The 13,838-nt window shown below is 36.4% G+C and carries 8 protein-coding genes and 1 CRISPR repeat array (1 of these 9 cut by a window edge); of the genes, 1 reads left to right on the forward strand and 7 read right to left on the reverse strand.

Annotated features, from left to right (window positions below):
• Nucleotides 1-3,935: a CRISPR direct-repeat array (repeat unit 36 nt; unit sequence GCCATAATTCCCCTATGAACTTTGATGTGATATGAT) (it extends 5,067 nt beyond the left edge of the window).
• Nucleotides 3,936-4,085: 150 nt separating this feature from the next.
• The 4 genes from cas2 to ABD814_RS10265 all read right to left on the reverse strand — a co-directional run bounded on the left by cas2 (nt 4,086) and on the right by ABD814_RS10265 (nt 10,139).
• Entirely contained in the window at nt 4,086-4,394 is a 309-nt protein-coding gene (gene cas2 / locus ABD814_RS10250) for a CRISPR-associated endonuclease Cas2 (protein ID WP_344912836.1), read from the reverse strand.
• 4 nt (nt 4,395-4,398) lie between these two features.
• The gene (gene cas1 / locus ABD814_RS10255; protein ID WP_344912838.1) at nt 4,399-5,301 is read right to left on the reverse strand and encodes a type II CRISPR-associated endonuclease Cas1; all 903 of its coding nucleotides are present in this window, start codon (nt 5,299-5,301) and stop codon (nt 4,399-4,401) included.
• Entirely contained in the window at nt 5,291-8,524 is a 3,234-nt protein-coding gene (gene cas9 / locus ABD814_RS10260) for a type II CRISPR RNA-guided endonuclease Cas9 (protein WP_344912840.1), read from the reverse strand. The genes cas1 and cas9 overlap by 11 nt, the downstream gene beginning before the upstream one ends.
• A gap of 298 nt (nt 8,525-8,822) precedes the next feature.
• Nucleotides 8,823-10,139, reverse strand: coding sequence for a 6-phospho-beta-glucosidase (locus tag ABD814_RS10265; RefSeq protein WP_344912842.1), 1,317 nt, complete (start codon nt 10,137-10,139; stop codon nt 8,823-8,825).
• Between the two features lie 182 nt (nt 10,140-10,321).
• On the opposite strand from ABD814_RS10265, the gene ABD814_RS10270 reads away from it, so the two are divergent.
• On the forward strand, nt 10,322-11,044 hold the full coding sequence (locus tag ABD814_RS10270) for a MurR/RpiR family transcriptional regulator (RefSeq protein ID WP_344912844.1): 723 nt from the start codon (nt 10,322-10,324) through the stop codon (nt 11,042-11,044).
• A gap of 172 nt (nt 11,045-11,216) precedes the next feature.
• Here the strand turns inward: ABD814_RS10270 and trxB are convergent, their stop codons facing one another.
• From trxB to ABD814_RS10285, 3 genes are all read right to left on the reverse strand, one after another.
• Nucleotides 11,217-12,167 carry a thioredoxin-disulfide reductase gene (gene trxB, locus ABD814_RS10275; RefSeq protein WP_344912845.1) on the reverse strand — a complete coding sequence of 317 codons (951 nt, stop codon included), beginning with the start codon at nt 12,165-12,167 and terminating at the stop codon, nt 11,217-11,219.
• Nucleotides 12,168-12,268: 101 nt separating this feature from the next.
• Nucleotides 12,269-13,081 (reverse strand): tetratricopeptide repeat protein, encoded by an 813-nt coding sequence (locus ABD814_RS10280; protein WP_344912847.1) that lies wholly within the window; start codon nt 13,079-13,081, stop codon nt 12,269-12,271.
• 275 nt (nt 13,082-13,356) lie between these two features.
• Nucleotides 13,357-13,743 carry a glycerol-3-phosphate dehydrogenase C-terminal domain-containing protein gene (locus ABD814_RS10285; RefSeq protein ID WP_344912849.1) on the reverse strand — a complete coding sequence of 129 codons (387 nt, stop codon included), beginning with the start codon at nt 13,741-13,743 and terminating at the stop codon, nt 13,357-13,359.
• Between the last annotated feature and the right edge of the window lie 95 nt (nt 13,744-13,838).

A 13,838-nucleotide genomic window follows, 5' to 3' on the forward strand; every position in this document is an offset into this window, starting at 1 on the left:
AAAGGTAACGCCATAATTCCCCTATGAACTTTGATGTGATATGATCTATCAAAGCGCAGTTGTGAACAGTACCAAGCCATAATTCCCCTATGAACTTTGATGTGATATGATGTAATGACGTTAAATATTGACGCGATGACAGCCATAATTCCCCTATGAACTTTGATGTGATATGATCTATGAATAACGATTCCTTGCTCATCTGCAGCCATAATTCCCCTATGAACTTTGATGTGATATGATTGATCTTTATGTTCATGACTGATTAAACAAGCCATAATTCCCCTATGAACTTTGATGTGATATGATTTTAATAATCGTGAGTATGACGATCAACCCGCCATAATTCCCCTATGAACTTTGATGTGATATGATAAGCTGAACGAGTACAGGAGTTGGAGGGCGGCCATAATTCCCCTATGAACTTTGATGTGATATGATTTAATAATCGTGAGTATGACGATCAACCCGCCATAATTCCCCTATGAACTTTGATGTGATATGATGATAGTGCATTTTTAACCCTTACATCACCAGCCATAATTCCCCTATGAACTTTGATGTGATATGATAATGAGGTAAGACCGTTATCCTTAGAAGACGCCATAATTCCCCTATGAACTTTGATGTGATATGATTGCATAAACTTGTGCTTTATGACCTTCCGTGCCATAATTCCCCTATGAACTTTGATGTGATATGATAGGGATGGTTCTTTAACTTCTTCAATAAAAGCCATAATTCCCCTATGAACTTTGATGTGATATGATTAATCGACTTGTTGCACCTACCATAGATAGGCCATAATTCCCCTATGAACTTTGATGTGATATGATAGTAATCCCCACAATACTACTTCATCAGACGCCATAATTCCCCTATGAACTTTGATGTGATATGATCTCTAATGGTGTAGGCGGTCACAACAGTGGCCATAATTCCCCTATGAACTTTGATGTGATATGATCATGCTGTAGATTGATCGCTAAACTCACGAGCCATAATTCCCCTATGAACTTTGATGTGATATGATAGCAAAAAAGCATAGCCATTAGACCATGCTGCCATAATTCCCCTATGAACTTTGATGTGATATGATTCACCATTCAGTGACTGGGTACAAACAGGAGCCATAATTCCCCTATGAACTTTGATGTGATATGATGCAAACAATCTGACACTGAGTGCAAATGGGGCCATAATTCCCCTATGAACTTTGATGTGATATGATGAAAATAGCAGTGACTGGGTAGATAAAGTAGCCATAATTCCCCTATGAACTTTGATGTGATATGATACTGGCAAGGCAAACTCTACAGCCGAAGCAGCCATAATTCCCCTATGAACTTTGATGTGATATGATGACAATGAGTTAAACGTATCTAACTCCATCGCCATAATTCCCCTATGAACTTTGATGTGATATGATGTACCATCTGAAAACGTCTCACAGCATCCTGCCATAATTCCCCTATGAACTTTGATGTGATATGATCATTGCGTTCATCTTTTAACTCGTTGATGTGCCATAATTCCCCTATGAACTTTGATGTGATATGATAACAGCTGAGACCGTTACTGCCTATGGTATGCCATAATTCCCCTATGAACTTTGATGTGATATGATTTTTAACAAACAAAAAAGACACCCTGTTGGGCCATAATTCCCCTATGAACTTTGATGTGATATGATACCTTCCTCGACGTATAAACCGAAGTCCGAGCCATAATTCCCCTATGAACTTTGATGTGATATGATACACATAAGTTAGTAAAACACCAACCGAGAGCCATAATTCCCCTATGAACTTTGATGTGATATGATAAGACTGATTTTTATTGCTTGGTCATCTATGCCATAATTCCCCTATGAACTTTGATGTGATATGATTGTTCGTTGAAACTGGAATAACGTTAACATGCCATAATTCCCCTATGAACTTTGATGTGATATGATAAATCCGTCTGCTTCTTCCGTTGTTAACGTGCCATAATTCCCCTATGAACTTTGATGTGATATGATTATTCGTTGCACACTTGCCATGATTATAAAGCCATAATTCCCCTATGAACTTTGATGTGATATGATGATTTCGGCGCCCAAGTGACGATGTTGCCAGCCATAATTCCCCTATGAACTTTGATGTGATATGATCTGACATCTGAAATCTGTTCTCTTCCTCTAGCCATAATTCCCCTATGAACTTTGATGTGATATGATCAAGTATACCTGTAGCTTCTGACCCTTGTAGCCATAATTCCCCTATGAACTTTGATGTGATATGATCTCTTCCGGCATGCTTAGCGCCTTGTTCCGGCCATAATTCCCCTATGAACTTTGATGTGATATGATGCATTTGCTGATATGGATGAGGAACAACAAGCCATAATTCCCCTATGAACTTTGATGTGATATGATATATCTTTGCACAAACTCAGACATACACAGGCCATAATTCCCCTATGAACTTTGATGTGATATGATCTCATTCTTTCGTCTGAGATTCGATCGACTGCCATAATTCCCCTATGAACTTTGATGTGATATGATACTAATATTATCTGGAACATCTACAATGGTGCCATAATTCCCCTATGAACTTTGATGTGATATGATTTAGCTTGGCGGCTCGCTCAATATCACTGAGCCATAATTCCCCTATGAACTTTGATGTGATATGATACCTTCCTCGACGTATAAGCCAAAGTCCGAGCCATAATTCCCCTATGAACTTTGATGTGATATGATTTGGATATTGTCAGGGTCATGCCTTTTATTGCCATAATTCCCCTATGAACTTTGATGTGATATGATTCTGTATTGTAGAGGTGTGCGCCATTTACGGCCATAATTCCCCTATGAACTTTGATGTGATATGATATTTCTGTTAGTCTGTCGTTATCTATAATAGCCATAATTCCCCTATGAACTTTGATGTGATATGATAACTGGATTTAAAACACCACTTCGTTGATCGCCATAATTCCCCTATGAACTTTGATGTGATATGATGCAATTCAAGTGGAATCCTTCAACGTCATGGCCATAATTCCCCTATGAACTTTGATGTGATATGATTATTGCTTGTCATAGCGGCGAGATTATAGCGCCATAATTCCCCTATGAACTTTGATGTGATATGATCTTCCATACGGTTTTCCGAATGAAAGAGGTGCCATAATTCCCCTATGAACTTTGATGTGATATGATAAGAAAATCAATATTAATCAACCGCAAAAAGCCATAATTCCCCTATGAACTTTGATGTGATATGATACGATTAAAATTAAAGACGAAAAGTTTAATGCCATAATTCCCCTATGAACTTTGATGTGATATGATCATTTAATTTCTCGTTAGCCACGCTTGATGCCATAATTCCCCTATGAACTTTGATGTGATATGATTGAGGTTTATGAAGTGGTCGGTACCGAATCGCCATAATTCCCCTATGAACTTTGATGTGATATGATATACGGGCGCACCATTAGACGGGGTAGAGCGCCATAATTCCCCTATGAACTTTGATGTGATATGATAAAACCCATCATTTAAAGGATCATGTTTCGGCCATAATTCCCCTATGAACTTTGATGTGATATGATGCCACGTTAGTTCAATATAGTTCGGTTAGCGCCATAATTCCCCTATGAACTTTGATGTGATATGATGTTAAAAGGGGGAATGGTTATGTAACTGAGCCATAATTCCCCTATGAACTTTGATGTGATATGATAAATTAATAAATACCGTGCTGATCGATTAAGCCATAATTCCCCTATGAACTTTGATGTGATATGATTCAGTAAAAAGCTCATCAATCAAAGGTGATGCCATAATTCCCCTATGAACTTTGATGTGATATGATGGATTGAACTGCAGTATGCAAACCTAGTTAGCCATAATTCCCCTATGAACTTTGATGTGATATGATACATGGCACTCAATCCCTTGATTCTTCCCCGTTTCAAGGGATTTCTTTTTTAAAATTCCACTCGAATTCTAGTAAATATATCACACTTTTGTTCAAATTAATTAAATTTATCGTTAAAAAAACACTCACAAAATAATTTGCAAGTGTTTTTTAAAAGAAATCTATTTTATTTGCTCCTAATTCTTCTTCTGGAGTGACTGTTCCTAATAAAATATCCATATTTTCAAATTGTTTTTCGGTAATTTTCAGCGCTCGAATCGCTCCATTTACACGTGGAAGATTTTCATTTAATCTTCGCATATGTTTTGCCACACCATCTTGTCCATTGCATATTCTTGAATAAATAGAATACTGTAACATAACATAGCCGTCATTTAATAAAAACTTTCTAAATTTTGCGTAAGCTTTCCTATCTTGTCGACGGGCAACCGGCAAATCAAAGAAGACGATAATTCTCATATATCTACTCATATCTATGAGCTTTTAGATTAGTCAGTTCAGGGAGAATTAATAGGCTTGCATCTTGCTGCCGGCTTGCAGATACAAAGCTTTTTATCATGTTGTCAACACCATGTGTGACACTTAATCTCTCTCCGTTCCAGACAGCTTCAATATCTAACACTCGAAATAGTAATTTTCTAATTTCTGAATTCCATTCATTATCTTCAGTAACATTTGAAATTATGATTATATCTACAAATGGTCTTAGTACTTCCATAAAATCATCCGCTAAATTAAATGCATTCGTTTGACTATCGTGAAAAACACCGTAGCTTGGTGTAAATCCATACCGAACTAGTGCCCTTGCCACTAACGAACGGATAATACTATAACCATAGTTCAAACAAATGTTGTAGACATTTTCTTCTCTGCGATGGAAACCTTCACCAAATAAAAGTTCAAAATAAATTTTTGCACCGTATGCTTCACGATTAGTTCGATCACCTGACTCTACACTTCGGCTAATTGCATAAACCTTTTGGGCCTCTTCTCCCATATGATTTAATTCAAGACACCGCGCTTGATTTTCTAACTTTCTCACAACAACCTTTTGCCAGATTCGCTTTTTAAATGGTTTACTTAAGGATAACTGCATTTCTAAAACTGCCTTTTGTCTTGAATGCCTGTGGAATGGTTGCACAATTCCACTAGGCATTCTTTTACGATCACAAATAATCAGTTCAACATGGTACTCCGTGCATTTACTCAGTAAAGCATTTGTAATAGTTATTGCAGGGTCTTCTAACGTTATTGTGACAATATCCTCTAACGGTATTTTAATCGCTTCTTCTTGTTTAATCACCAATTGTTCGTTAGCTGTAGATAACTTAGCGGGATTGCGGATAACGATATGTCTATACGCCATGGCGCTTTTCCTGATTAACTTTAGTTAGATTTCCTAACGGATCAACTTGATACTTTTCAATGAGTTTCAAATTCTTTGAACCTATTCTATCTGAAAACTCATTTTTATGCTCAGTTATATTCAACTGTGCTGTTGCAGTATCAACACCTTTATAATAAAATATTTCTTCTATCCATTTTTTTATCTCTCCTGTATTTGTCTTCGAAGTTTTTTCTCTAGGCATTTTAACTTTAATCACGTCATTAGGATATAAATTAAATAAAAATTCATATGCATCTGTTATATTCGGCCATTCCTGATAAGGCTTTTTCTGTGTGATAAACTTCTCTGGAACCCGCTTCGCCACGACATCACTAACATAAACAGGTGCTAAATAAAACTTACCATTCTCTTTATGGCGAAAAACTTCTGTTCTTGCAATACTAGCATTTTCAGCAACGGTTTTATCATCTAAATAAAAAACTTGATTTGCTGTTGTTTCAATTTTTATACTCCTAATTATTGGAGCATTTTCTGGATTTTTTGATGGCTTAAATAGTGGATCATTAAATGCTTTCTTTTTATCCTTTCCATATTCCAAGTATCTCTCTTTAATGACTTGATATGTTTTCGGATCCGATTCTTTACCGTACATTGGAAAATCACCGTTTGGATCGAATGGAATATCTTCTAAAGCATACTTTTTCACCATTAAATTAAGCCCTTTTTCAGTAAAGCCACGATGTCTTCTTAATGTTTCTTCATGAATTTGTCCTTTAACCGAGCGTTTCGGCATTCTTGAAACAAAGATTGGTTTAACTTGCGATATGAATTCTTCGTCATACCCTGATAAGGATAAACTTTCTAATGCCAATTTTAAAGTATCAGGATTTTGAATCAATCTAGCTTCTAACTCCCTAGTAAAACCTTCCCATGGCTCAGGGAATCGTTCTCCCTTTCGTTTCAATAGTTGAGAAGCATGTTGTTCACTGCGTTTAAAGTATCTGCTAACTCTGTTTTGGAATGGATGACTTACCGCAACTATTACAGCATCTACCGCATGATGAAGATCATTCTCTTCACGGTCTTTATTAAAGCCCCATCTCTTTCGCATTAAAGAGGTGTAAGCTCCATTTACGGTAAAGACATGTTGCTTTTTACCTTCTTCTTTCCTGAATTCTAAATTATCTTCAATAAATCCTTTTAAGAAACGAGTAATGTAACGTGTATCGTTTAAATGCCTTGATTTAAAAGTAGCCTCTTGTTCATTATCATAATTTTCTTTCAGCAGGAGATCTTTTTTCTTTTTACGAATTTTAAGCGTACTAACATATGAGTTGAACTTCTCCCATCTAATCGTATCTGACCCGAACCATTCATATGGTGTCCGGTTCATTTTGTTTTGGTTTTCTCTAGACAAGACGAGCACTTTATTAGCATTACTGTCATCAAAGCTCCGGCTATACGGAATGATATGATCAACCTCCGCATATCCTGGATTAAATAAATAATCAATTTTAATCGGTTTTAATGAATATGCACATTTATTATTTTGCTCTTCCCATAGCTTGTACTTTAGAATATCATGACCTCTTGGGTCACTTATTTCTGGGTGTAATTCGCTGATTTTAGCTTTTGCTTTATCATTCACTGTTCGGTTTTTATTATATTGCTTTTCTAGATCTTTTCGTTCTTTATAATGTCTGCCCATGTCTCGTGCCATTTCAATATATATATTTGATGGTGAGCCATATCTTTTAATGATTGCATTTATTATTTTTCTAGTTTGAGATAAAGACCTTATCACAACCGGGTTTGCAATCTCATCAGCTGGTATAACAGGTAGTAACCTCTTCTTTTCTAATCCTACTCTTTGGTTGAAATTATATCCAGCCTTTTCACAGGCTTCATGATACTGATAACCTTCTTCTAAGAAAGGAATAATTTTATTTAGCGCTTTTAATGATAGATGACCAAATTGAGAGAACGATAGATTTAAAACTTGTTCAATTAGCTGTTCATCATATACTCGATTGGCTAGATTATAGACTGGCTTTCCGTTAGTATTGACATATTTATTTCTGAGATAATCACGCGTGTCATTGTCGTCTTTATAAACCGTTACTGCATAAGCCAATGTATCATAATCAATTGGTCGAAATGCTTCAGCGATCGTTTTATCTTTTACACTATGAACGATCTGTTTTAATTGATAATAACCATCAAGTGAGACAAATCTTCTATTTTCATTTTTTGCATGTGTTTCACTCGGATCATAGAATAATTCATTAAATTTTTCATGATCTTCCAATTTTAAAATTTTTCTTAAGTCCTTATATTTTACTTCCTTTTTCTCCATACATTGCTCAACTAACAATAATCTTTCTTCTTTTGTTAATGGGCGTTGTGGTGATGTAGTCGAAATAATTCGCAACCGATTAATTTTGTCTAATGCACGGAATTTTTCAAATGTGTAAGTAAATTTAGGTGCACGTTTCTCTTTAGGTTCAAACGTACAATTTCCAATCCGCTTCACAATATCCTCTTGAGTAGAAAATGGACGCTGCGAACTCCATATCTTTATGTAAGTCTCTTCGTTTTCTTCAGTTGCGAATGGATGTCCATATTCACGTTGCTTTGTGAAAACAATTCGAATCTCTTCCTCTATTTCACTTCTTGCGAGCACGTGTGAATAGTCACCACCTTTATTACGTTTCTTTCCTTCAAATTTCTCATCACGAAGTAGCATATCCGCAACTGTACGATATGCTTTTTCTTGCATCAATGCTTTATTCTCTTGGACAGCCTTTAGTAAAACACCGCCCTCACCTGCCTTTGTTTCACTTTTTCGGTTTGATTTAAAGCCACGATTTTTGGCATAATGAATTAAAATTCGCGCAAATTCGCGATCAGTTAATTTTCTTTCTAGTCCATTTACTCGAACGAGCCAAATATCAAAGTCTCCGTCTTGCCAGTCGAATAAATCATTCGCTTCAACGGCAGATTGTAGTCCTTGATTAATAATAAATTGTCGAACACGACCTACACGATAACGTCTTCGTCTCAGTCTTCTTCTAGCTGAGCGAGCTTCTCTTCTTGGTGTAGCTAGTGAGGATCCGTTTTTTGGGTTTTCAGCTGCATCAAACATCCGCACATTCATTGCTTCGATACGATCTTTATCCCGGTTAATAACTGACCATCCTACTGATGAAATACCAATGTCTAAACCAATATCATACCTCATACAAATCATCCTTTTTCTATATATTTTGAATTATTTACTAGCTTTATATATAAAAAAAATGACTAAATACTTTTAGTCATTGCTTGTCATAAGGATGGGGAGCCCCGTCACATGGACGGGTATAGGCGATCCCCAACGCCACGGCTTAATGCCTTACCATAATAACTTACCTATGAACTTTGATGTAATATGATTCTACGACCTTCCCCTAGGTCGTTAATACCATTATAAACCCCATCTTTTACATTGTCAACATATTTTAGTAATAAATCTTGACTTTTTTGTGAATTAAACGGTCTTACCCAAACTGCGGTAAATGCGCTTTATGTGCCTCTAACATCTCATCAAGGATTGCTTTTGCCACTGTATCTGATGGAACGAGTGGATTGATCGTCATCGCAAGTAATGCCGTTTCATAGTCACCGGTTACTGCCGCTTCAGCTGCGACTCTTTCAAATGATTTGATTTGTTGGACGAGTCCTCGTGTCGCGACTGGTAAATCACCGATTGCAATTGGTTTTGGACCATCTTTTGTGATTACACAGTTGATTTCAACTGCTGATTCGTTTGGAATGCTGTCAATCGCTCCATTGTTAATCGTATTAACTGGTTGAATATCTTTACGGTCGTTGTAAATGGAATCGATTAAATTACAAGCTGCGTCACTATAATAAGCACCGCCACGTTTTTCAAGTTGTGGTGGTTTGATTGCTAATGATTCATCTTTATAGAGCTCGAATAAATCTTTTTCAAGTTTTTGGACAACTTCTGCTCTTGTACCTTCCGTTTCTGCTGCTTTCATTTCTTCGGCAAACATTTCCTCTGTCTTATAGTAGTAGCGGTGGTATGGACAAGGAATCGCGCGCAATGCCTTAATAAATTCGGGTTGCCACTTTAGATCGACAATGTTTTGCATCGTTCCACTAGACTCATCTTCTGAAGTGAGTTTGTCAATATATTGGTCAGTGAATAACTCTCCGTCTAAATAGATGTCTAAGCCATAAATCATATGATTCAGTCCGGCAAAATCGATATGAACTCGATCCGCTTCAACACCAAGTTGTTCTGCAATTCCCATCTTCATGCCGACTGGTACGTTACACAGTCCAATGACCTTTTTCCAATTACTATAGCGAAGCACAGCTTCAGTTACCATTCCAGCTGGGTTGGTGAAGTTAATTAGCCAAGCATCTGGACAGAGTTCTTCCATGTCTTTAATAATCTCTAAAATAACTGGAATTGTTCTTAACCCTTTAAATAAGCCGCCCGGTCCATTTGTTTCTTGACCGATGACACCATATTTTAATGGGATTCGCTCATCTTTTGCGCGGGCTTCTAATAAACCAACACGAAATTGAGTCGTGACAAAATCCGCATCTTTAAGTGCTTTGCGTCGATCTAATGTCAGATGTACCTTAATCGATAATCCCGCTTCTTGAATCATTCGTTTCGCTAATCCACCGACGATATTGAGCTTTTCTTCACCTTCTGGAATATCAACCAACCAAAGTTCACTGATTGGTAAGCTCTCATAACGTTTAATAAAACCTTCGACTAATTCTGGTGTATAACTCGAACCGCCACCAATCGTGACAATCTTAATTCCTTTCGTCATCAAAAACGCCTCCTAAGTTCATTTTATAGTTTAAGTGTATCGAAGCTCTTTTTTGATGTATAGAGGTTAAGGCGATTTTGTTTGTTATCACACGTACTGTTATTTGTCACATTAAAGTAACTCTGTGTTTTTTAAATGAGCTATGCTATACTTTAGTCAAGTTTTCAATGAGGAGGGTATTCATGTTTTCTAGTGAAGTCATTGCATCATTTAATGAGCTCGAAACGTCGATTTACAATTATGTGATTCATCATCGTGAAAAAGTTGCTTATATGAGAATCCGGGAATTAGCAGCGGAAACACACGTCTCAACGACAACAATTTTGCGTTTTTGTAAAAAACTCGGCTGTGAAGGCTTTTCCGAGTTTAAAACAAAGCTGAAACTTGAACAAGAAAATCAGCATAAATCAGTTAAGAGTAGTCATCATCCTGTACTAGAATTTTTCGAACGTAATTTAACAGCTGAACAGGAACAGTTAATTCTGACTGCTGCTGAGCTTGCGAAACATGCGGATAACATTATTTTTATCGGTAACGGCAGCTCTGGTATTTTAGCGGAGTATGGTGCACGTTATTTCTCTGGTTTAGGAAAATTTTCACTGTATATTAAAGATTCATCGTATCCGATTCATTCAAAACTAGAAAACAATAGTGTGACGATCGCTCTGTCTGTTTCAGGTGAGAGTCATTTTACGATCAATCAATTAAATCAAATGAAGCAAAAAGGCAGTAAAGTGATTAGTATTACTAATAATAAGCATACAACGATTGGCAAGATGTCAGATATCAATATTGCTTATTATTTAACTGAGGAATTTTATCAATATACGAATATCACGAGCCAAGTTCCAGTTGTGTTTATTATTGAATCAATTGCTCGTGAATTACATCAATTAAATGATTGATTTTAGCCAAAAAAATAGCACAGACTCGATGTAGTCTGTGCCTCAAAATATATTTTAAAAAAGGGGGTTAATTAATTACTTATAGTATACCCCACGTGTGTTTCAGTCGTGTTACAACTGCGTTAAGAAGAGGTAAAGCTTTGTTTAATTTTGTGTTCATTTTGTAATGTTTTTATTTTACTGTCTCAAATTTTTCCTCTAATTGTTCAATGTACGCTTGAACGTTTTCAGCAGCAATACTTCCATCGCCTGTTGCAGTAACAATTTGCCGGAGAGTTTTTTCACGAACATCGCCTGCGGCAAAAATTCCTGGGATCGATGTTTCCATATTTTCGTTCGTTGGGATGTAGCCTTCTTCATTGGTAATTCCTAATGATTCGAATGGTTCTGTCATCGGGACTAAACCAATATAGATAAAGACTCCAGCAGCTTCTTTTTCATAACTTTCACCTGTTTTAACATTTTCCAAAGTAACCGTACCAACTTTACCATCAACATCGTTAATTGACTTTAAAACTGTATTCCAAATAAAATCAATTTTCTCATTTTTAAACGCTCGATCTTGGAGGATCTTTTGGGCACGTAATTGATCACGCCGGTGAACAATCGTGACTTTGCTGGCGAATTTCGTTAAATACATCCCTTCTTCAACAGCAGAGTCTCCACCGCCAATAACGAAAAGTTCCCTTTCTTTGAAAAAGGCCCCATCACAAACAGCACAATAAGAAACACCTCGTCCAGCGAGTTCTTCTTCGCCAGGCACACCTAGATTCTTATGTTTTGCCCCTGTTGCGATGATAATCGCTTTCGTACGGTATTGTTTGTTACCTGCCACAACGATTTTATAGGGTTCTTCATTAATCACTTCGGTAATCATTCCGTAAGCATACTCAGCACCAAATTTCTTTGCGTGCTCGAACATTTTATTTGATAAATCTGGTCCAAGAATACTTTCATAACCTGGATAGTTCTCGATGTCCTCTGTATTAGCCATCTGACCACCTGGAATCCCTCGTTCAATCATTAATGTCGCTAAATTGGCTCGTGAAGCATAGACAGCTGCAGTCATTCCAGCAGGTCCGGCTCCAATAATAATCAGATCATAAATTCGTTCTTCTGACATATTTTTCATCCCTTCAACTCAAAATTCTCTAGATTCGATTGTATAATGTATACCCATTATCGTATTTTTCACTATTTTCGTCTAACAATCTGCTCACAGGCTTAATCTTTGAACCAAGGTAGTGGTTCACGCGCTAACTCACTGTGTCTTTTACAGCCTTCTGCCCAAATTCTTTTTGCAAGTGCTTGATGATTAAGCGCAGAAGCTGAAAGGGCAAAGTAACGATAATAATCGAGGTGATTGATTAACTTTCCTTTTGGTAATGGATAGAAACGTTCAAAAGCTTGATTAAAATGACCGACGTAAGCAAATGAGATCGCAATTTTTAACGATGCTTCACAATGGATTGGATAAATATTTGAGAGCTTTTTAATCAAGAGATTAGCTTGTTCAACTTTACCCGTATCATGATAAAAAATAATTAAATTTGTCATGCTGTAGGTTGAGTCAGGATATTGCTTGTACATTTTTTCTTCTAACTGAATCGCCTCTTCATGTTCACCAACAAAAAATAATGCATAGTGATACTGATGCTTTGCGATTTGATAGTCTGGAAATCGTTGAATCATTTCGGTTAAAATGTTTCCTGCTTCATGCCAATCACGTCTTTGTAAGTGATAAAAAGCTGTCTCTTGGTAAATCAGAATCTCATCTTCTCGTTCAAAGTCAAAATCAAAGTCCTCATCGTCATCAGATAAACCAAGTTCTAACAATGTTAATAATTGTTCAGCTTCAGATCTAAATTCACCATCAGCATCCTTTTCCAAATAGAGTGCCGCATATTTTTCAGCATCATTTAATAAACCCAAATGGGCATAATTATTTGCCATCAAATAATAGAGTTCTGGATAGTCTTGATGATTGTGTTGATATAGATCAGTTAAAATTTGATTAGCAAGGTGGAAATTCTCCATCTCAGTATAAACAACTGACATCTGAATTGGATAAAGAATCTCATTTGGATCTGATTCCTCTGCTTTTTTAATCCATTTTAAGGCGATATCAAATTTTCGTTTGTAAAAAGCATCGACCCCTTTGGAAAAATAAAATTTTGCATCCGGAATAAAAGGGATGATTGCTTTATTGTCGTTATTTTTACTTTTTTTATTCTTGTCTATCGTCTTTCGCCTCTTTTGCTTTTTTTCATTTAATAACCAATGAGTAAGTCATCTCATTATAGTTTAACATGTTAATCTTGTTCGGTTAACCATATTCTGAATTCCCGTTCAAAATATGAGCGTTCTTCCTTTGTCCAGGCTAATTGCTGGGCGAGTAGATTGAGGATCCCAGTTGTTTGCTCGGATAGATGATCAAGATCGTGAATCATTCGTGTCCGACGAATGAAGAAATCGAGTGGTGAATAAATCGCTGTTTGTTCAATTGAATAAAGGAGCTCTGCACAAAGCAATTGATTAATTTTATGCTTTGTCGATTTCTTTTCAGCACGCTGATAGTATTTCAGTAACTGTGTCGTTTGGTCGCCATAAACTTTTGTGATTTGACTTAACTCTGCTTGATCAATTGCTAAAGATTCAAATTCATCAGGATCAACTTGTTTTTTCTGATTAATCGAGATTACATTTGTTTCTGAATTAGAATAAACCTAGATTATTCATAGCCCAATCATAAAACCTGAATAAACCGCATCAAATCAATTAAAAATAACCAATC

This window comes from Amphibacillus indicireducens, assembly GCF_039539605.1.
GTDB lineage: Bacteria > Bacillota > Bacilli > Bacillales > Amphibacillaceae > Amphibacillus > Amphibacillus indicireducens.